The 19,614-nt window shown below is 71.1% G+C and carries 16 protein-coding genes; 7 read left to right on the plus strand and 9 right to left on the minus strand.

Annotated elements, in window-relative coordinates; translation table 11 throughout:
- The first annotated feature begins 260 nt into the window (after positions 1-260).
- Together ACFO60_RS28765 and ACFO60_RS28770 are read left to right on the plus strand one after the other, a co-directional pair.
- The gene (locus ACFO60_RS28765) at positions 261-851 is read left to right on the plus strand and encodes a class I SAM-dependent methyltransferase (RefSeq protein WP_380846070.1); all 591 of its coding nucleotides are present in this window, start codon (positions 261-263) and stop codon (positions 849-851) included.
- Positions 852-1,011: 160 nt separating this feature from the next.
- The gene (locus tag ACFO60_RS28770; protein ID WP_380846073.1) at positions 1,012-2,193 is read left to right on the plus strand and encodes an acyl-CoA dehydrogenase family protein; all 1,182 of its coding nucleotides are present in this window, start codon (positions 1,012-1,014) and stop codon (positions 2,191-2,193) included.
- A gap of 162 nt (positions 2,194-2,355) precedes the next feature.
- On the opposite strand, the gene ACFO60_RS28775 is transcribed toward ACFO60_RS28770, so the two are convergent.
- Positions 2,356-3,042: a gamma-glutamyl-gamma-aminobutyrate hydrolase family protein gene (locus ACFO60_RS28775; RefSeq protein WP_380846076.1), complete on the minus strand. Its 687-nt coding sequence runs from the start codon at positions 3,040-3,042 to the stop codon at positions 2,356-2,358.
- A gap of 555 nt (positions 3,043-3,597) precedes the next feature.
- Here ACFO60_RS28775 and ACFO60_RS28780 point away from each other — a divergent pair.
- Positions 3,598-4,821, plus strand: coding sequence for a globin domain-containing protein (locus ACFO60_RS28780; RefSeq protein ID WP_380846079.1), 1,224 nt, complete (start codon positions 3,598-3,600; stop codon positions 4,819-4,821).
- Positions 4,822-5,012: 191 nt separating this feature from the next.
- A complete protein-coding gene (locus tag ACFO60_RS28785; RefSeq protein WP_380846082.1) occupies positions 5,013-5,318 on the plus strand; it encodes a ubiquitin family protein in 306 nt (101 codons plus the stop codon).
- A 7-nt stretch (positions 5,319-5,325) separates the two neighbouring features.
- Here ACFO60_RS28785 and thyX read toward each other — a convergent pair whose 3' ends face one another.
- From thyX to ACFO60_RS28810, 5 genes are all read right to left on the minus strand, one after another.
- Complete coding sequence (gene thyX, locus ACFO60_RS28790; RefSeq protein ID WP_380846085.1) at positions 5,326-6,036, minus strand: FAD-dependent thymidylate synthase; 711 nt, start codon at positions 6,034-6,036, stop codon at positions 5,326-5,328.
- Positions 6,037-6,112: 76 nt separating this feature from the next.
- The gene (locus tag ACFO60_RS28795) at positions 6,113-6,865 is read right to left on the minus strand and encodes an ABC transporter permease (RefSeq protein WP_380846088.1); all 753 of its coding nucleotides are present in this window, start codon (positions 6,863-6,865) and stop codon (positions 6,113-6,115) included.
- The gene (locus tag ACFO60_RS28800) at positions 6,862-7,812 is read right to left on the minus strand and encodes an ABC transporter ATP-binding protein (RefSeq protein WP_380846091.1); all 951 of its coding nucleotides are present in this window, start codon (positions 7,810-7,812) and stop codon (positions 6,862-6,864) included. The genes ACFO60_RS28795 and ACFO60_RS28800 overlap by 4 nt, the downstream gene beginning before the upstream one ends.
- 77 nt (positions 7,813-7,889) lie before the next feature.
- Entirely contained in the window at positions 7,890-9,107 is a 1,218-nt protein-coding gene (locus tag ACFO60_RS28805; protein WP_380846094.1) for an amidohydrolase family protein, read from the minus strand.
- 191 nt (positions 9,108-9,298) lie between these two features.
- Positions 9,299-11,431, minus strand: a complete 2,133-nt coding sequence (locus ACFO60_RS28810) for an anthranilate synthase component I (RefSeq protein ID WP_380846097.1) — start codon at positions 11,429-11,431, stop codon at positions 9,299-9,301.
- 332 nt (positions 11,432-11,763) lie between these two features.
- On the opposite strand from ACFO60_RS28810, the gene ACFO60_RS28815 reads away from it, so the two are divergent.
- The 3 genes from ACFO60_RS28815 (at position 11,764) to mctP (ending at position 15,434) form a co-directional block, all read left to right on the plus strand.
- Positions 11,764-13,359: a CocE/NonD family hydrolase gene (locus ACFO60_RS28815; protein WP_380846100.1), complete on the plus strand. Its 1,596-nt coding sequence runs from the start codon at positions 11,764-11,766 to the stop codon at positions 13,357-13,359.
- A 240-nt stretch (positions 13,360-13,599) separates the two neighbouring features.
- On the plus strand, positions 13,600-13,830 hold the full coding sequence (locus tag ACFO60_RS28820; RefSeq protein WP_380846102.1) for a DUF3311 domain-containing protein: 231 nt from the start codon (positions 13,600-13,602) through the stop codon (positions 13,828-13,830).
- Positions 13,827-15,434, plus strand: coding sequence for a monocarboxylate uptake permease MctP (mctP, locus tag ACFO60_RS28825; RefSeq protein ID WP_380846105.1), 1,608 nt, complete (start codon positions 13,827-13,829; stop codon positions 15,432-15,434). The genes ACFO60_RS28820 and mctP overlap by 4 nt, the downstream gene beginning before the upstream one ends.
- 263 nt (positions 15,435-15,697) lie before the next feature.
- On the opposite strand, the gene ACFO60_RS28830 is transcribed toward mctP, so the two are convergent.
- The 3 genes from ACFO60_RS28830 to ACFO60_RS28840 form a co-directional block, all read right to left on the minus strand.
- Complete coding sequence (locus tag ACFO60_RS28830; RefSeq protein ID WP_380846108.1) at positions 15,698-16,027, minus strand: cupin domain-containing protein; 330 nt, start codon at positions 16,025-16,027, stop codon at positions 15,698-15,700.
- Between the two features lie 87 nt (positions 16,028-16,114).
- The gene (locus tag ACFO60_RS28835; protein WP_380846111.1) at positions 16,115-16,420 is read right to left on the minus strand and encodes a hypothetical protein; all 306 of its coding nucleotides are present in this window, start codon (positions 16,418-16,420) and stop codon (positions 16,115-16,117) included.
- A gap of 102 nt (positions 16,421-16,522) precedes the next feature.
- Positions 16,523-19,546 (minus strand): AfsR/SARP family transcriptional regulator, encoded by a 3,024-nt coding sequence (locus tag ACFO60_RS28840; protein ID WP_380846114.1) that lies wholly within the window; start codon positions 19,544-19,546, stop codon positions 16,523-16,525.
- Positions 19,547-19,614 lie beyond the last annotated feature (68 nt).

Genomic DNA, 19,614 nt, shown 5'->3' on the forward strand with positions numbered 1-19,614 from the left:
CTCGTGAACCTGGTGCCGACCCTACCCGGGCACGGCCGCGGACGACGGCGAGGGCGAGCCGGGCCGGCGGCGTCTCCGGGACGGGCGCGGTGGCCCTATCGTGGGAGAGCCGGGCCCGCGCGCCACGAGAGCGGCCAAATGGCCATATTTCCGGCGAAGACGGCATCCTCCTCAAGGTGGACATGGCATCCTCCTGGGGACCACGAGATCGGCCGGACGGCGGAAGCGAGCGGACCGTTTTGGGCTTTAATGTCAGTGCCATGGCCAACGATGCAGCGCTGTTCTTCGGGCAGTTCGTCAAGGCGCCCGGCACCACGGGGGCGGTGGCGCCCAGTTCGCGCCGTCTGGCGAAGGTCGTCTCCGCGCCGGTGCCCGAGCGCGGCGACCCGGTCATCGTCGAACTCGGCCCGGGAACGGGCGTGTTCACCGAAGAGATCCAGCGGCGCCTGAACGGCCGGGGGCACCATCTGGCCATCGAGATCAACCCCGCGCTCGCGGCGCGGCTGACCGAGCGTCACCCAGGGGCGAGGGTCATCGTGGCCGACGCGGTGAACCTCCCCCGGTTGCTGGCCGAGCACGGCCTCGGCCGGGCCGACGCGGTGATCAGCGGGCTGCCGTGGGCGGCCTTCCCCGCCGTGCTGCAGGACAGGCTGCTCGGCGCGATCACCGAGATCCTCGCCCCCGACGGGGCCTTCACCACCTTCGCCTACGTGCACGCCCGCACGCTGCCGCCCGCCATCCGCTTCCGCCGCCGGTTGCTGGAGGCGTTCGAGGAGGTCGTGCCGAGCCGCACCGTGTGGGGCAACGTGCCGCCCGCCTTCGTCTACCACGCGCGCCGGCCGCGCCGCTGACGCCCGCGGCCCCGCGAGGCGCCGGCGTCCCTCGCGGGCGGCGCGGACGCGGGGCCGGGACGCGCCGTCAGCGCCCGTTGGCCGCCTTTCCAGGCGCGGTCCTCGCCTGCGGACCGAACGCCGTTCTACTATTGCGGCCGACGGGATAGGAGTGATCAAGGTGGACTTCACGCTTCCGGAGAGCGCCCGCGAGGTCCAGCGGGGCGTCGCCGCGATCTGCTCGCGCTACGACATGGACTACTGGCAGCGCTGCGAGGCCGAGAAGCGGTGGCCGGAGGAGGTGTGGGCCGAGCTGGCCAAGGGCGGCTGGCTGGGCCTGGCCGTGCCCGAGGAGTACGGAGGCGCCGGCCAGGGCCTGCTCGAGCTCGCCGTGGCCACCGAGACGCTGTCGGCGTCCGGCTCGGCGGGCGGGTCGGCGTTCACCTACGTGCTGACCCCCGGCTTCGGCGCGCTGACCCTGGCCCGCCACGGCACGGCCGGGCAGAAGGCCGCGCTGCTGCCGAAGCTCGCCACCGGCGAGGCCGAGACCTGCTTCGCCCTCACCGAGCCGGACGCGGGGTCCAACTCCCTGGCCATCTCCACCTTCGCGCGCCGCGACGGCGACGAGTACGTGATCAACGGCCAGAAGATCTGGATCACCGGAGTCCAGCGGGCGAGCCGCATGCTGCTGGTGACCCGCACCATCCCCGCCGCCGAGGCCAGGCCCCGCACCAACGGCCTGACCGTGTTCCTGGTGGACGTGCCCGGGGCGGTGGCCGCGGGACGGATGTCCTACCGCCCGATCCCCAAGATGGGCGCCAACACCACCCCGTCCAACATGGTGTTCATCGACGATCTGCGCGTGCCGGCGACCAGCGTGGTCGGCGAGGTGGACCAGGGCGCCCTTGTGCTGTGGGACATCCTCAACCCCGAGCGCATCCTGCTGGCCGCCAGCGCGCTCGGCGGGGCGGAGGTGGCGCTGCGCGTGGCGGTCTCCTACGCCAAGGAACGCGAGGTGTTCGGCCGCCCGATCGGGGCCAACCAGGCCATCGCCTTCCCGCTGGCGCAGGTCAAGGCCAAGATCGAGCTGGCGCGGCTGATGCTGTACAAGGCGGCCTGGCTGTTCGACCGCCACATGCCCTGCGGCACCGAGGCCAACATCGCCAAGCTGACCGCCTCGCAGGCCGCGTGGGAGGCGGCCGACCACGCCTTCCAGACCCACGGCGGCATGGCCTACTCCCTGGAGTACCCGGTCGCCCGGCTGCTCGCCGACGCCCGCGTCGGCCGGGTCGCGCCGGTCACCGAGGAACTGCTGCTCAACTACCTGGCGACCCAGGTGCTCGGCCTTCCCCGCAGCTTCTGACGGCCGCCGCCCCGGCTCCCGCGCCGGGACGGCCGAGGGGCCACGCGCGCGGCCTGAGGGTTTCCGCGAGACCACCGCAGGTCCCCGGACGGACACTGGTCCCGGAGGGTCGCGGGGCGGCGGAGGGACCGGCCGGCGACGGCCCGCCGGTCCTCGCCGGGTTCACGGCATCGCGGCCTCGACCAGGGCGTCGACCAGGCGGTTGTCGTCCCCGCGCTCGGGGTGCCACTGGACGCCGACGCAGAACCGGTGGCCCTGGAGTTCCACCGCCTCGACGATCTGGTCGTCGGCCCACGCGATCGCCAGCAGCCCGTCCCCGAGGCGCCTGAGCGCCTGATGATGGGGCATGGCCACCTCGATGCGGTCGCCCACGGCCTTGCCGACCTTGCTGGACACGCTGACCTGCAGGACGTGCGGCGTGGTGGCGGCGTGCCGCTCGTGGTGCACCGCGTCGGGCAGCCACGGGGTGAGCGTGCCCCCGAGCGCGATGTTCAAGACGTGCATGCCGCGGGCCACCCCGAGGACGGGGATGCCGGCCTGGATGGCCGCGCCCGCCAGCGCGATCTCGAACCGGTCGCGCCGGGGCTCCGGCTCCTCCACCCGCTCGTCGCGCTCCTCGCCGTAGGCGGCGGGGTCGACCTCCACACCACCGGCGAGGATGAGCCCCGAGATGCCGCGCACGTAGCCGTCGATCGCGCCCAGGCTCAGCGGAGGTATCAGCACCGGGGAGCCTCCGGCCCTGTCCACCGCCTTGGCGTAGGCGGGGGGCGACAGCACCGCCTCGCGCACCCAGGTGCCCCAGCGGGCGGCGTCGAAGTAGGTGGTGATACCGATCAGTGGTCGGGACATGCGGTCTCCAGGGGGCTCGCGCAAGGTCGTACCGCCAAGCCGCAGCGGCACTCAGCCCGTATGCAGTGGCGAACCCATCATGGCGCACAACATTTCGGGTATGTCACGAATCCCGGTATCAGGTACGTCACTTCCGCATCTTTCGTCCCGTTGGCCCCATCAGCACCAGGTGCGCGCGCGCCGGAGGCGCGCGCCTCCGGCGTGGCGCCCGCCGCCGGCGCCCCCTCGCGCCGCGGGCACGACAGGGCGCCGCACCGTCTTCAACCAGGCATTGCCGGGCGCCGAGGAATGGCCGGTGAATATGAATGCGATTCCTTTTCACTTCTCATGCGGCACTATCGAACCAGGATTACATGGAATGACGCACCAATTACGAAGGGTTCCCTATCCTGTCACCTTGTGGTGAAACGGTTGTGAGGCTCACGAGGGAATGGAAGACTCCATTTCGAGCGGCCGGTGGCGCCGGGGCCGACGGACGCTCACAACCCGGACCGTCAGGGAGGTGCGACAACAAGACCGGATACTCAATCCGGTCATTTAGGATGGCGTCCACAAATGTCGTTGAATCCGCGTCTTATCAAGGAAAGCTTCTCCGCCATCGAGCCCGTCATGGGCAAGGCCGTCGCCTACTTCTACGGCCGGCTGTTCGCCGAGAGCCCGCAGTTGCGCTGCATGTTCCCCCCTGCCATGGACGTCCAGCGCGACAGGCTCTTCGCCGCCCTGACCCGCATCGTGTGGAGCCTGGACAGCCCCGGCAGCCTGAGCTCCTACCTCGGACAGCTCGGCCGGGACCACCGCAAGTACGGTGTGCTCGCCGAGCACCACACCGCCGTCGGCAACGCGCTGCTCGCGACGATCCGGCGGTTCTCAGCCGACGCCTGGACCACCGAGGTCGAGGCGGCCTGGGTCGCCGCCTACACCACCGCGGCCAACATCATGATCGACGCCGCCGAGGCGGACGCGGGGGTCTCTCCCGCCTGGTGGCTGGCCGAGGTCGTCGACCACGAGCTGCGCGCGCCGGACATCGCGGTGATCACTCTGCTCCCGGGCGCGCCGATGAACTTCGTGGCCGGGCAGCATGTGGACGTGCAGGTCGAGCGCTGGCCCAGGGTGTGGCGCACCTTCTCCATAGCCAACGCGCCCCGGCCCGACAACACCATCCGGCTGCACGTGCGGGCGGTGCGCGGCGGCTGGGTGAGCACCGCCCTGGTCTCCCACACGCGCATCGGCGACACCATCCTGCTCGGCCCGCCCGTCGGCACCATGACCCCTCCGCCGGACGATCCGGTGCGCGACATCCTGTGCGTCGCCGGCGGCACCGGCCTGGCCCCGCTCAAGGCGATCATCGAGCACGTCATCGCCTCAGGCCGGCGTCCCAACATCCACCTGCTGCACGGCGCGCGCACCGCCGCCGAGCTCTACGACCTCGCGGACCTGGTCCGCATGGAGGGCCGCTACCCCTGGCTGCGTTTCATGCCGGTGGTGTCGGGCGAGCCGGCCTACGACGGCATGCGAGGGCTGCTGCCGGACGTCGTGCGGCGCTTCCACTCCTTCGCCGATCACGAGGTCTACGTCTGCGGCCCGCCGGCCATGGTCGAGGAGACGGTAGGCCGCCTCCAGCACGACGGCGTGCCTCCGGCGCGCATCCACCGTGACTGCGAGGAGGCCGAACAGCGGCGGCTTTCCCCCCGACAACCAGATACTGCAGGAGGATACGGGCGAACCGATCAGCCAAATACCGCGGAGCCCGGCGGACACCGGCGCGGCGTGTCACGATGATGCCGATCCGCGCGCAGCGGCCGACCACGTCGATCGGGCCACCACGCCGGCCGGGGGACCGGCGATGGGTGCCCGGCACCGCGAAAGGAAGGGGCGATCATGCGGCGCACGCTGCTCGCCGCCACCACAAGGCGGCCCTCTCCCCCAGCCACCAGGGTCTCGCTCATCGCCCCGGCGGTGCGCTGACTCCCATGGCCCGACCGGTCACGCTCGTGACATTCGTGCTGCCGAGCGCGCTGTGGCACTGGGGCGGCGGGGCGACGGAGGTGCGCGTCTTCGCGGTCGCCGGCGCGGGCGAAGAGCGCCCGACGCTCGGCGCCGCCCTGGACACCCTGCGCCGCACCCACCCCAAGCTCGAACGGCGGCTGTGCGACGAGTACGGCGGCATCCGCCGGCACATCAGCATGTTCGTCTGCGGTGAGAACGCCCGCCGCCTGGGCGGCCTGGCGTGCGCCCTGCCTCCGGGAGCCGAGGTCTACGTCATGCCCGCCCTGTGACGGCGGCTCACGGAGAGACGCGGCCCGCGGCGTTGAACGCGGCGTGCGTGAGCGGCATCAGGCCTGCCCAGAACGCCTCCATCTTCTCGGCCACCATCTCGATCTCGCGCTGCGGGAAGGACGGCACCGTCGCGCGCTCGTCCTTGGTGCGCAGCGACAGGAAATGCATCAGCGACCGGGCGTTGCACGTGGCGTACATGGAGGAGAACAGCCCGACGGGCAGCACCGCCCGCGCGACCTCCCGGGCGATGCCGGCCTCCAGCATCTCGCGGTAGGCGGCGTAGGACCGCCGGTAGGACAGCTCCATCGCCTCGGCCACCAGCTTGTGCTGCTGATCGTCGCCCTCGACGAACTGGTAGCGTCCGGGCTTGCCCTCCTGCACGAGCTTCCGCTCTCGCCCGGGCACATAGAAATCTGGCTGAAGCTCCCTGTATCTCCCGCTCTCCTCGTTGAACGACCACCCCACCCTGTGGCGGTGGAATTCGCGGAAGACCATGATCGGCGCGTGGATGAAGAAGGTCATCGAGTTGTGCTCGAACGGGCTGCCGTGGCGGTCGCGCATGAGGTAGTTGATCAGGCCCCGTGAGCGCTCGGGGTCCTGGCCGACCGCCTCGAGGGACTGCTCGCCCGCCGTGGAGACCCGGGCGGCCCACACCACGTCGGAGTCGGCGGCGCTGTGCCTGACCAGGTTCACCGTCACGTCGCTGAGAAATCGCACGCCCGCCCCGCCCCTTCGCCCCGTCCTTCGCGGCCGCCCCACATCGTAGTCGAGGGGAAAGCGCAGGTGAGGCGGGTCAGGTGATGTCGCGGCGCAGCGTGGTGACCGAGGCGACGGCCGCGAAGATCAGAGCGTAGCCGATGAGCAGCGCCGCGCCTCCCCAGGCGGGCAGGTAGTCGCCGCCGAGCGGCGAGGACAGGCCGTACACCGCCTGGGCGGCCCCGCCGGGCAGCCACTTGCCGACGCTCGGCAGCAGGGCGACCAGCAGGCTCTCCAGCACGTAGACCCAGCCGATCCCGACCACGATCGCGGCGACCTGGTTGCGCAGCAGCGAGCCCAGGGCGAGGCCGAGGATGGTGTACAGGGCCATGGCCGCGACCACTCCGACGCACAGGCGGGCCACGTCGCCGCCGATCAGGGAGAGACTGCCGCCTTTGAGCAGGATCGCCGGGATGCCGAGGGCGAAGGCCAGCACGATGCCGGCCAGGCCGAAGAACACGCCCACGACCGAGCACGCGAGGAGCTTGGCGGCGATCACGCGTGCCCGGCGCGGCGTCACCAGGAAGGTGTGGGTGATCGTCTGGAATCGGTACTCGCCGGTGATGAGGAGGGTGCCGATCACGAAGGCGAACACCAGTCCCACGCCGGCCTGGCTGAAGAGGTTGAGCACCCCGGCGGACTCGGTGAGGGGGGTGGTGCCCTGCTGCCCGGAGAAGATGCTCAGCACGACCACGCCGATCGCGGTGAAGGCCAGCGACAGGGCGAGCATGCCCCAGACCATGCGGGTGGTGAAGACCTTCTGCAGTTCGGCCTTGACCAGCCGGATCATGACGTTCCCCCAGGGGTCTCGGTCAGGGCGGGAGCCGCGGCCCCGCCCGGCGGCGCGGCCGGGTCGCCGGTGAGCTCGAGGAAGACCTGCTCGAGGTCCGAACGCTGCCTGACGAGCTCCGACAGCACGACTCCCTCGTCCAGCGCCGCCTGGCCGACCGCCTCGGGCGGGGCTCCGCGGACCACCAGCACGCCGTCCCCGGCGGACTCGACCGTCGCGCCGGTCGCCTCCAGGCGGGGCCGCAGCCGCTCGGCCTGCGCGGCGGCCACCCGGACGCCGTTGTCGCCGCCGGCGGTCAGCTCCGACAGGGCGCCCTGCCTGATCAGGTGCCCCCTGGCGATGATGACGATGTGGTCGACGGTCTGCTCGACCTCGGCCAGGACGTGGCTGGAGACCAGCACGGCGCACCCCTGGTCGTCGGCGAGGAACCTCAGGAAGCCGCGCAGCCACTGGATGCCGGCCGGGTCCAGGCCGTTTGACGGCTCGTCGAGGATGAGGATCTTGGGGGTGCCGAGCAGCGCGGTGGCCAGGGCCAGGCGCTGGCGCATGCCGAGGGAGAACCCGCCCACCCGCTTGGCCGCCGCGTCGGCGAGGCCGACCTGCTCGAGCGTCTCGCCGGCGCGCGCCGCCGGGAGCCCGGCCGCGGTGCACAGCACTTTGAGATGGTCGCGGGCCGTGCGGCCGGGGTGGAAGTTCGTCGCCTCCAGCACCGCGCCGACCTCCGACAGCGGATCCGCCAGGCCGGTGTACGCGTGGCCGTTGATGAGCGCCTGGCCGGAGTCGGGCGTGACGAGGCCGAGGAGGCAGCGCAGCGTGGTGGTCTTGCCGGCGCCGTTGGGACCGAGGAACCCCGTGATGGTGCCCGGCTCAACGGTGAAGGACACGTCGTCCACGGCCCTGACCGCGCCGAACGACTTTGACAGGTTGCGGATCTCTATAGCAGACATCAGGCCTGATTATCGGCGAAGCCGGCCCGAGGCGCATAGCGATTGACACCGATATAGATCACAACGATATGGACCGCCTAGAGCCGGTACACGCGGCGGGCGTTGCCGGACCCGATCATGTGGGCCACCCGGGCGGCGTCGGCGGCGCTCCACTCTCCCTCCGCCAGCCGCGCGGCGAGCGCGCGGGTCAGGCCGCGCCGGAAGTACAGGGCGCGCAGGTGGCACGTCTCGGCGACGCCGTGGCGGCCGGAGCCGAACATCAGCTTGTGGTAGGGCACCAGTTCCAGCAGTTCCCCGATGATCGCCGCCGAGCCGGCGGCCGTGGACGCCGGCGCGAGGCCGACGTCCACGTACACGTGGGGGTGCACGCCGGCCAGGTAGGCCGCCTGCCGGTGGTAGGGGTAGCAGTGCAGCAGGACCAGCGGAACGCCGGCCGGGCGCAGCGCCCGGACGAGACCGGCCATCAGCGCCGGGTCCGCGCGGTGCAGGTCGATGCCGGGGTCGCCGTAGCCGGCGTTCACCTGCAGCGGCAGCCCGCGTTCGCGGGCGATGTCCACCGCAGTCCACAGCAGGTGGCGCAGCAGGTCGGGGTCGGTGAGGAGGGCGGCGGGGTCGGCGAGCCGCCGGGCCGCCGCGGCGATGACGGCGCCGCGGCTCGGACGCGAGGACGCGAAGTCCGGGCCGCAGCGGTAGGCGAGGACGGTCTTCAGGCCGACGGCCCTGGACGCCCGCGCGGCCAGGCGGTCCTCCAGGGCGTCGAGGTAGCCGACGCAGGTGAGGCCCTCGCGGGCGACGTCCTGCTCGACGCCTTCCAGGCGGACGATCTCGTCGGCGGCGGCGCCGCCGAGCCGTCCCATCTCGGCCGCCGACAGCGACTCGCCGCCGCCGTGGCCGCCCTCGACGAGGAAGGCCACGACCCCGGCCGCGCGCAGCAGCCGGGTGTTGGCCTCCCGCGCGCCGAGTTCGGCCCGGCGGGCCAGGTAGACCGCCGCCGGGGCGTGCGGCGCCAGGCCCAGCACCGGGCCGCACCAGCGGCGGATGGCCGTGCCGGCCGGTGTGTCGAAGTGGGTGGTGCCGGGAGGGGCGGGGGTGACCGCCTCGGTGATCAGCAGCTCGAACTGCGCGCGGCTGAGCTCGTCGCGGCGCACGCCGTGGCAGTGGTGGTCCACCAGCGGGGCGAGCAGCGCGGCCCGCACCGCGTCGGGGACCGGGGCGGGCAGCAGGCCGCACAGGTCGGCGACGCCGGCCGGCGGGCCGCCCGGGGCCGCGGCCGGCGGCGTCTCGGTGCGATCCATCGGCCACCTCGCCCCGCTCGTCGGTCCTGGCGCGCGCGGGGAATGCCGGGCGGGCCGGGACGTCCTCCCGCCCGGGCGCCCGGCCCGCGCCGCCTGTGGACTCTACGGCCGCGCCCGGCGGCCGGCGCCGGGTTCGTCCCGCCCTTTACCCAACCCCGGCACTCCCGCGACCTGGCGGGGCCCGCCGCGGGTCATCCCCGGCACAGCCGCAGCACGTTGGCGATGATGCGGGCCCCCGCGCCGCCCTCGGCGGTGAGGATGGACTCGGGGTGGAACTGGACGGCGAAGCGCCGGTTGGCGGCGTCCTCCATCGCCATGACGGCCCCGTCCGGGGTGAGCGCGGTGACCGTGAAGCCCCGCACCCCCGGCTGCTTGGCGTGCAGGGAGTGGTAGCGGGCGGCGGTGAACTCCTGCGGGAGGCCGTCGAGCAGCGCGCTGTCGCCCATCCGGGCGACGCGGCCGCGCTTGCCGTGCTCGGGCTCGGACAGCAGGGACAGGGTGCCGCCGGCCTGTTCCACCATGGCCTGCAACCCCAGGCACACTCCGAAGACCGGAAGGCCGCGGGCGTACAGGGCCTCCACCAGGGTTCCGCAGCCGAAGTCCGAGGGCCAGCCGGGGCCGGGCGACAGCACGGCCATGTCCGGCGCGATCTCCTCCAGCATGGCCAGGGGGAAGCCGTGACGCAGGGTGACCACGTCGGCGCCCTGCTGGCGGAAGTAGTCGGCGAGGGTGTTGACGAAGGAGTCCTCATAGTCGACCAGCAGGACCTTCATGCCCTCGCCCGCCCGCTCGGGCTCGCGACGGCGTGCGGCGGCGACCTGCGGTGAGCCGATCGCGGCGAGCGCCCCGAGCAGCGCGCTGGCCTTCAGCTCGGTCTCGCGCTCTTCGGAGGCCGGGTCCGAGTCGAACAGCAGCGTCGCGCCCGCCCGGACGGTGGCCACGCCGTCGCGGATCTGGGCGGTGCGCAGCGTGAGTCCGGTGTTCATGGACCCGTCGAAGCCGAGGTAGCCGACGGCGCCGCCGTACCAGCGCCTGGCGGTGGCCTCGTGGTCCTCGATGAACTGCATGGCCCAGGTCTTGGGAGCGCCGGTGACGGTGACGGCCCACATGTGGGTGAGGAAGGCGTCGAGGGCGTCGAACTCCGGGCGCAGGCGGCCCTCGATGTGGTCGACGGTGTGGATCAGGCGGGAGTACATCTCGATCTGGCGGCGGCCGATGACCTGGACGGTGCCGGGGACGCAGATGCGGGACTTGTCGTTGCGGTCGACGTCGGTGCACATGGTCAGCTCGGATTCCTCCTTGACCGAGCTGAGCAGGGTGCGGATCGCCTCGGCGTCCTCGACGGGGTTGGTTCCGCGGGCGATCGTCCCGGAGATCGGGCAGGTCTCCACCCGGTCGCCCTGGACGCGCACGTACATCTCGGGCGAGGCGCCGACGAGGTGCTCGCCCTCGCCGAGGTTGAACAGGAACTCGTAGGGCGCGGGATTGCTCAGGCGCAGTCCCCGGTAGAACCCGGCTGGGTCGGGGCAGGCGGCGTGGAAGACCTGCCCGGGGACCACCTCGAACAGGTCGCCTCGCCGGAACTTCTGCTTGGCGGCCTCCACGATGGTGGCGTACTCCCCCGGCTCGGGGTCCTTGGGCAGGCTCGCCGGCGCGGGCGGCAGCGGCAGCGTCTCGCCGGCGCGCCGCAGGCCGCGGGTGGAGACGCCGTCGACGGTGAACTCGTAGAGGTACTCGCGGCTGGTCTCGCGCTTGCGGTCGATGACCATGACGCGGTCGGGCAGGTGCAGGACCAGGTCTCGCTGGCCGGGCGCGCGCTCGAGCGCCTGCCGGATGGGCTCGAACTGGAAGGCCAGGTCGTAGCCGAAGGCCCCGTACAGCCCGAGGTGCTCGTCGTCCCCGGCGAAGGCGGCGATGACCTCGCGGACGGCGGTGAACACGGTGGGGCGGCGGCTGCGCATCTCCTCGGGCAGGATGTCCTCGGAGTCGGCGACATGCACCTCGACGTGGTCGAGGGTCGGCTCGGTGGTGGTCTTGCCGGCGGCCAGCAGGCAGGAGGTGACGGCGGGCAGCAGGACGCGGCCACGCTCGTTCAGCGCGCGGGCCGAGATGCGGCGGCCGCGGGCGACGATCTCCAGCACGGGGTCGACGTAGGCGAGGTGCCATCGGCTGTACCGGCCGGGGTACTCCATGCCCGAGGAGAGCACGCCGCCGCGGCGCTCGCCCAGGGAGGAGACGACCTCCTCCAGCACGGACTCAGGAACATCGGCGGTCGTGACCTCGACCTCGATGCCGCCCGCGGTGGTATATCGGCTCTTGTCCACCTTGCCTCGCCCTTCTGGTTGCTAATCAGCCCCGGGGCGGGCGGGTATGAGAAAGGCCGCCTCCCGGGGCGGCCGTGGGTAAAAGATGCGAAAAATCGCGCCGCCTAAGAGCGGCGCCACCACCGAGCAGGTGAGATGGTTCGCATTGCTGAATGGTAGCGGCATCCAGGGGCCCGCCGCCACTTGTTCGGGGGGTGGGCGCGCCGCGCCGCCGCGAGCGGGGAGTGACATGCGTCACAGCGCCCCGAACTCCTTAGCACTAACATGTTACCAGTGAGTAAAGCGCTGCTTACTTCAATCGGGGTACGTCTCCGCTTACACAAGGAGCGCGCATGGGCAGGAATCCGTTCAGGATTGTCGTCCACAAGGACCTGCGGGTCCCGATGCCCGACGGTGTCCTGCTGCTGGCCGACCGCTACACTCCGATCGGCGCGGGCAGCCCGCCGACGATCCTCATCCGCTCCCCCTACGGCCGGCGCGGCCTGTTCGGGTACGCCTACGGCAAGGCCTTCGCGCGCCAGGGTTTCCAGGTGCTCCTGCAGAGCTGCCGGGGCGGGTTCGGGTCGGGCGGCGAGTCCTGTCCGCTGGACGAGCAGGACGACGGCCTCGCGACCGTCGAGTGGATGCGCGCCCAGCCCTGGTACGGCGGCAGCTTCGCCATGCACGGGCCGAGCTACCTGGGCCACGCCCAGTGGGCCATCGCGCCCTTCGCCGGGCCCGACCTCAAGGCGATGGCCACCCAGGTGACCGCCTCCCAGTTCCGCGACGCCGCCTACGTGGGCGGATCCTTCGCGCTGGAGTCCACCCTGAGCTGGAGCACGCTGACCTCCATGATGAACGGCCCCCTCGCCGGGGCCGCGGTGTTCCTCGCCCCCCGCCGCACCCAGCGCGCCGTGCTGTCGGGCCGGCCGCTCTGCGAGCTCGACCTGCTGGCGGCCGGGCGCTCGCTGCCGTTCTTCCAGGAGGTGCTCACCCACCACGCCGACCCGTCCGTGCCGTTCTGGAAGAAGCGCGACTTCTCGGCCACCGTGGGCGAGGTGGACGCGGCCGTCACGATGACCGGCGGCTGGTACGACGTGTTCCTGCCCTGGCAGCTGAAGGACTACGCCGCCATGCGCGCCGCCGGGCGGCAGCCGTACCTGACGATCGGGCCCTGGCACCACGCCGACGTGCGGCACGGGCGCGTCGCCAACCTCGACGCGCTTGCGTGGTTCCGCGCCCACCTGCTCGGCGACTCCTCCGGGCTGCGCGCGAACCCGGTGCGCGTGTACGTGACCGGCGCGGGCGAGTGGCGCGACTACGGCGACTGGCCGGTGCCCGGCATGCGGCGCCGGCGCTGGCACCTGCAGCCGGGGTTCGCGCTGGCACAGGACAACCCCTCACGGTCCGGCCCCGACCGCTATCGCTACAACCCGGCCAGGCCCACCCCGGTCGTCGGCGGGCCGACGCTGCTGGGCAGCTCGGCGCCGCGCGACAACCGGCGCCTGGAGGCGCGCTCGGACGTGCTGGTGTACACCGGCGAGGCGCTCGGCGAGGACGTGGAGCTGATCGGGCCGGTGACGGCGGAGGTGTACCTGCGCTCCAGCACCGAGCACACCGACCTGGTGGTCCGCGTGTGCGACGTCCGCCCGGACGGCTGCTCGCTCAACGTCTGCGAGGGCGTGCGCCGCCTGGCGCCCGGCACGCCGCCCGCCGACGAGGAGGGCGTGCGGCGGGTCGAGGTGGACCTGTGGCCGATCGCGCACCGCTTCGCGCGCGGCCACCGCATCCGGGTGCAGGTGGCCAGCGGCGCCTACCCGCGGCTGGCCCGCAACCTCGGCACCGGCGAGCCGCTCGGCACCGGGCACATGGCGCTCGCGGCCGATCAGGAGATCTTCCACGACCCCCGCCGCCCGTCGGCGATCATCCTGCCCCACGTCCCGGCCTGAGACCGCGCCCGGGCGTGCCGCCTGGACCATGGGATGTCGGCCGGACCTCGTCGACCGCGTCACCGGCCGGAAACCGCCGCCGACCGCGCCCCTTGACTCGCTGTCACCACTCGGCGCGCCAACAGGTCCGTTCGGCGATTCGTGAGCCAGTCGGCCGGGCGGCGTAATTACGCTTGCCGCTCGACCGAATGACTGGCCTCATCAGGCTAGTCACGTCTCTCTTCTCCCTAGGAGAGTACGTTGACCACGCCACCCAGCGATCAGCGCCCGGCCCGCGGCGATCGCAGCCCGTGGAACTGGCTGCTCCTCGTGCCCATCGTGATCCCGCTGATTCCCGCCCTTTACAACGCGGACGAGCCGCGCCTGTTCGGCTTCCCCTTGTTCTACTGGCTTCAGCTCGCCTTCATCATCCTCGGCGTCACCGCCACGACGATCGTGTACCAGACGGGCAAGAGGAGGAACGGACGATGAGCGGCCACGTCACCGAGATCGTCGTCTTCGCGATCCTGTTCCTCATCGTGAGCGGCATGGGGTTCGTCGCGGCCCGCTGGCGCCGGCCCGACAACCTGGCCAGCCTGGACGAGTGGGGCCTTGGCGGGCGCAAGTTCGGCTCGTGGGTCACCTGGTTCCTGGTGGGCGGCGACCTGTACACGGCCTACACGTTCGTGGCCGTGCCCGCGCTGCTGTACGGCGCCGGGGCCACCGGATTCTTCGCGCTGCCGTACACGATCGTCACCTATCCCCTGGTGTTCCTGGTGCTGATCCGGCTGTGGTCGGTCGCGCACGTGCACGGCATGGTGACCCCCGCCGACTTCGTGCGCGCCCGCTTCGGCTCGCCCACCCTCGCCCTGGTGATCGCGATCACCGGCCTGGTGGCGACGATGCCCTACATCGCGCTGCAGCTGGTCGGCATCGAGGCCGTGCTGAAGACGATGGGCATCACCGGCGATCTGCCGCTGATCATCGCGTTCGCGATCCTGGCCGCCTACACCTACCAGTCGGGGCTGCGCGCGCCCGCCCTCATCGCGTTCGTCAAGGACGGCCTGATCTACCTGGTGATCCTGGTCGCGATCATCTACATCCCGGCCAAGCTGGGCGGCTGGGGCTCGATCTTCGACGCCGCCAAGGCCAAGTTCGACACGACGCCGGCCCCGGGCGACGGCTACCTGCTCAACGCCAACAACCAGCTGCAGTACGTCACCCTGGCGTTCGGGTCGGCCATGGCGCTGTTCCTGTACCCGCACAGCGTCACCGGCGTCCTCGCGGCGCGCAACCGCGGCGTGATCAAGCGGAACATGTCCGCGCTCCCGGCCTACAGCCTGCTGCTCGGCCTGATCGCGCTGCTCGGCTACATGGCCATCGCGGCGGGCATCAAGCCGATCACGGCCAACGGCAAGGCCGACGCCAACACGGTCGTGCCGCAGCTGTTCGACAAGATGTTCCCCGACTGGTTCGCCGGCGTGACCTACGCCGCCATCGGCATCGGCGCGCTCGTCCCCGCCGCGATCATGTCGATCGCCGCGGCGAACCTGTTCACCCGCAACATCTACAAGGAGTACATCAAGCGGGACGCCACCGACGCCCAGGAGGCGGCGGTCAGCAAGATCGCCTCGCTGGTCGTGAAGATCGGCGCCGTGCTCGTCATCCTGCTGATCGACCCCCAGTTCTCCATCGACCTGCAGCTCATCGGCGGCGTCATCATCCTGCAGACCCTGCCTTCGGTGGCCCTCGGCCTGTACACCCGCTGGTTCCACCGGGCCGGCCTGATCGCCGGCTGGGCGGCGGGCATGACAGCGGGCATGGTGATGCTCTACAACATCGCCAACCCGGCCATCAACCACGCCCACTTCGGCGGCTCGGCCTTCCCGCTGGCCAAGCTCGGCCTGGACACCAAGATGACCGTCTACGCCGGCTTCCTGGCCCTCATCGTCAACCTCGTCGTCGCGGTCGCCGGCACGCTGATCGCCCGCGCGGCAAAGGTGGCCGACGGCCCGGACGCCACGCGCCCCTCGGAGTACTTCGCCGACGAGGGCGACCCCCGCGTCCACGAGATCGAACTCTCCGGCTCCCGCTGACCCACCTGCCACCGGGCACGCGCCCGGCACTCCACCGGAGTGCCGGGCGCCAAGCCGTGTGATCCCCGGTCGGATGCGGCCCTTCCGCGTCGAAGTTGGTGAAACAGCCCTCTCGTCCCGCCATCCTGGCGACGGGCATCCCGACCACGCGCACCACGCCACAGGAGCGCAGCCTCCGGTGACGCCGCGCGCCCGTCCGGTCTGACATTCAACGGGCGGAGCGATCCACCTCGTCCAACGCGAACGGCTTCATTCAGGGCAGGTTACGACTGCGGGATCCCGGAGTACGCCGGGGCGAAGAACACCAGAGTCACGAGGTCTTCCGTGACGTCGTGGAAGCGGTGCTCCTGACGGGCGGGGATGAAGAGGGTCGTGCCTGGGCCGACCTCGACCGTGCGGCCGCCGGCGGTGAAGGAGCCGCGCCCCTGGGTCACCACGTAGATCTCATCCTCGTTGTGCGGTGACTGATCGTCTTTCGCCCCGGCCGGGATGGAGTAGGTGCCGAAGCTGAGTGAGGGCACGCTCAGGTGCTCCACGAAGTCGGCCGATCCGTCCGCGGCGGGCGCGAACTGTCCGCTTTGAATGATTTCCACGATCCGGATCGTGCCATATCCGCGACGGAATCATGTCACCTGATGATCAACCTGTCTTGCGGCGATTTGGCCTCGGCCCATCAAGTCTCAGCCGGAACGGCCGGTGATCGCCGATTCGGCGGGGCGGGGGATGGCGGTGTCTTCGGCCGCCGGGCGTTCGGCGGGCGGCGCGCCGAAGGCGCCGGTCAGGGTGGCGAGGACGGCGGTGGTGAGAGTGTCCGCCACCTGTGCCCTGTCGACCTCGGGGTGTTCGAGCCACCAGTCGCCGGTGGTGTGGACCATGCCGACGAAGGCGTGGCCGAGGATCTGGGCGCGTACGGGGTCCGCGACCGTGCCGCCGGCGGCGATGACCGCGCCGAGTTCCTCGCCGAGACCGCGGACGATGGCGGCCATGTGGGAATCGAACTCTCCGGCTCCCACTGACCCACCTGCCACCGGACACGCGCCCGGCACTCCGCCGAAGTGCCGGGCGTCAAGCCGCACACGCGCTGTGTGTCAGCTCAGCCCCAAGTCGCGCATGCGCGCGACGAGTCCTCCCGCCTGGTGTGCGCCGGCGGATTCCCATATGGCCAGGGCCGTCCTCCACTTCTCCGCGGCCTCCTCCGCGGACCCCAGCGCATGCAGCGCGTCGCCCAGTCCCTCGTGGGCCAGCGCCCATTGGTAGACGTCGCTCTCCTCGCCGATACAGCGCAGGGCGTTCCGATAGTGCCGAAGAGCGGTCTCTGCGTCCCCAATCGCCAGCAGAGTGCCCGCGAAGGAGTTGAGCGCCTCACCCTCCAGGGGCCTGCTCCGCATACTCCTGGTGAGCCTCAGCGCCTCCTCGTGGGCGTCGAGGGCTCCGTCGTATCGTTCCTGGCGGCGCAGGACGATGGCCATGGCGTTGAGCGCATCGACCTCAAGGCGCTGGTTACCCTGTTTGCGCCCCATGAGGAGCGCCTGCTGGAAGCAGTCCATCGCGCCCTCGAATTCGTCCAGTTCCGTGCGGACTTGTCCTAACCGCACAAAGGCGTAGGCCTGATCGTAATGCCGGCCGACCTCGCGCCAGAAGATCAGGGACTCCTGCAGGATTTCCGATGCCTCTTCGAATCTGCCAACGGTGGTGAAACAGAACGCCAGCACGTCCAGCACCGAGTATTCCTCCGAACGCTCACCGAGCTCGCGACACAGTGCCAGGCCCTGCTCACCGACATCGATCGCTTCGGCGGGCCGTCCGGCCAGGTACAGGGCGTAGGCGAGGTGCCTGAGCGCCTTCGCCTCGCCGACCCGGTCATGGGAGGCTCGCCGGATCTCCAGTGCCGCGCGCTGGTACTCGAGATGCTCGGCATATCTGCCCAGGAACAATTGGGCATAGCCCAGGTCACTGAGGATCTCCGCCTCCCCGTGCCGATGACCGGCCAGGCGGGCGGAGGACAGGGCGGTCTCACCCGTCATGAGCAGATCCTCCAGATGGTTCCTGGCGTAGAGAAACCACGAGATCCTGCTGAAGATCTGCCAGGCGTGGACATGGCGTCCTTCGCCCGCCGCATGGGCGATCATCCTGACCAGAACCGGATGCTCCCGGTCCAGCCAGGCCATCGCCTCATCGAATCCGGAAAAGGCCGGAGTCCCGGCCACCGGGGAGATGTCCAGATATGTGACGTCCGACGGAGCCATCCGATACATGGCCTTCAGAGCCGCATACCGATACCAATCGAGCACCCTCGTCAGCGCGTCGTCGCGGCCATGCACGGTCTCGTCGGCGATGCACTTTTCCTCGGCGTAGACACGGACGAGATCGTGCATCGACAGTCGCCGTTCCTCGTTCTCCTGCAACAGGTGCGCACCGACCAGGATCGCGACCGCCTGAGCCGTGCTCTCGACCTGCATGCCCACGAGCGCGGATGCCGCGTCCAGGCCGACGGACGGCCCCGGATGCACGCTGAACAGCCGGAACACCCGCTGCACCGGGTCGGCGAGGGTACGGTAGGAGAGCTCGAGCGCAGAGCGGACTCCGACGGCGGGATCCTCGGCCAGGTCAAGAACGGTCAGCCGGTTCTCCCTCCTGAGTTTCCCGACGAAGTCCGCGACCTGAGCGGCCGGCCCACCCGCGAGTTGTGCCCCCGCCAGGCGCAACGCGAGCGGCAGATAGCCGCAGAGTCCGGCGAGCTCGGCGATGGTGTCCGTGTCATCGACCTCCCCGCCGTCCGCCAGCAGACTTTTCAGTAGCGTGATCGCCTCGTCCGCCGTCAGCACATCGAGCGCGATGTTGTGCACGTCATGGGTGACCGACAGGCTGCGCAAGGCGTCACGGCTGGTGATGACGACCCGTGAGGCCGACGAGCCTGGCAGGAGAGGTCTGATCTGCTCCGCGGCGGCGGCGTTGTCCAGGACGATGAGCATCCGCCTCCCGGCCAGCAGCGACCTGTAGAGCGCCGCTCGTTCGTCCAGATCGTGCGGGATGTGCTCCTCGTCCACGCCCAGCCCGCGCAGCAGCCGGTTCAGCGCCTGCGGTACGGGGGTCATGCGTCCCGGGGAGTAACCGTGCAGGTTGATGTAGAGCTGGCCGTCCGGGAACCGCTCAGCCGTGCGATATCCCCAGTGCACGGCCAGGGCGGTCTTGCCGACTCCGGCGGTGCCGGCGATGGCGGACACCACGACCGCCGTCGCGGTCCCGTCGGACAGCAGAACCCTGTCCAGCTCGCGCAACGGCTCCGCGCGACCGGTGAAGCGCGTCACCGCGGGGGGCAACTGGTGGGGAACCGGGGTGGCCGGGGTGACCGGCGGAGGCGGGGCCGCAGCCGGGCTGGAAGGGGCTTCTCCCGCGAGAATCATCCGGTGGACGCCGACCAGTCCCTCGCCCGGGTCAAGCCCTAGTTCCTCGCGGAGGTACCGGCGGCCGGCCTGGAATTCCTCCAATGCCTCCGCCGTGCGGCCCTCATGATGAAGTGCCCGCATCAGCTGACCGCGCAGCCTCTCGTTCGACGGATTTTCTCTGATCAACGAGCGCAGCTCGCCCACCAGCTCCGAATGGCGTCTCTGGGACAGGTCGAGTTCGATCCGGTCGACGAGCGCCGCCACCCGCAGTTCTTCCAGCGCGGGGCCCTCGGTCTCCTGTAGTTCCGGGGCGGTGCCACCGAGCGCGGCCCCCCGCCAGAGCGAGAGCGCCGCGCGTAATCGTGCGGCGGCCTCGTCGGAGTCGCCCGCGGACAGCGCCGCGCGAGCGGCCGCGGTCTGAGCGCGGAAGACGTCCAGATCCGTGGCGCCCGGCGGCAGACGCAGCGTGTAGCCCGTCGGCGTGCTCCCCAACGCGTCGCCGTCTGCCAGCAGGCGCCGGAGCGACCATAGGTGGTTGTGCAGGAGCCGGCGCCCCGTGGCCGGAATCCTGGTTCCCCACAGGGTGGACAGCAGCCGGTCATGAGAGACCACCTGCCCGGCCCGCAGGACGAGAAGGGCCAGCAATGTCCGCTGTTTCTGTCCGACAACCGCGATAGAGCGCTCATCGCGCCAAAGGTCGACAGGGCCAAGGACACGGATCTCCACGTCAACCCCCGCGTTGCTCAGTGGTCAAGGATGGCGCTGTTCACAGGCCTGACTGTGCCGGCGGCACA

Origin of the sequence: Sphaerisporangium dianthi (assembly GCF_042654065.1) — a bacterium.
Taxonomy (GTDB): domain Bacteria; phylum Actinomycetota; class Actinomycetes; order Streptosporangiales; family Streptosporangiaceae; genus Sphaerisporangium; species Sphaerisporangium dianthi.

Coding starts and splice junctions, on each gene's coding strand:
- mctP (WP_380846105.1), top strand. CDS start 13,827: ATGAGCGGCCACGTCACCGAGATCGTCGTCTTCGCGATCCTGTTCCTC.
- ACFO60_RS28835 (WP_380846111.1), bottom strand. CDS start 16,420: ATGGCCGCCATCGTCCGCGGTCTCGGCGAGGAACTCGGCGCGGTCATC.
- ACFO60_RS28775 (WP_380846076.1), bottom strand. CDS start 3,042: ATGTCCCGACCACTGATCGGTATCACCACCTACTTCGACGCCGCCCGC.
- ACFO60_RS28795 (WP_380846088.1), bottom strand. CDS start 6,865: ATGATCCGGCTGGTCAAGGCCGAACTGCAGAAGGTCTTCACCACCCGC.
- ACFO60_RS28805 (WP_380846094.1), bottom strand. CDS start 9,107: ATGGATCGCACCGAGACGCCGCCGGCCGCGGCCCCGGGCGGCCCGCCG.
- ACFO60_RS28800 (WP_380846091.1), bottom strand. CDS start 7,812: ATGTCTGCTATAGAGATCCGCAACCTGTCAAAGTCGTTCGGCGCGGTC.
- ACFO60_RS28815 (WP_380846100.1), top strand. CDS start 11,764: ATGGGCAGGAATCCGTTCAGGATTGTCGTCCACAAGGACCTGCGGGTC.
- ACFO60_RS28780 (WP_380846079.1), top strand. CDS start 3,598: ATGTCGTTGAATCCGCGTCTTATCAAGGAAAGCTTCTCCGCCATCGAG.
- ACFO60_RS28785 (WP_380846082.1), top strand. CDS start 5,013: ATGGCCCGACCGGTCACGCTCGTGACATTCGTGCTGCCGAGCGCGCTG.
- ACFO60_RS28765 (WP_380846070.1), top strand. CDS start 261: ATGGCCAACGATGCAGCGCTGTTCTTCGGGCAGTTCGTCAAGGCGCCC.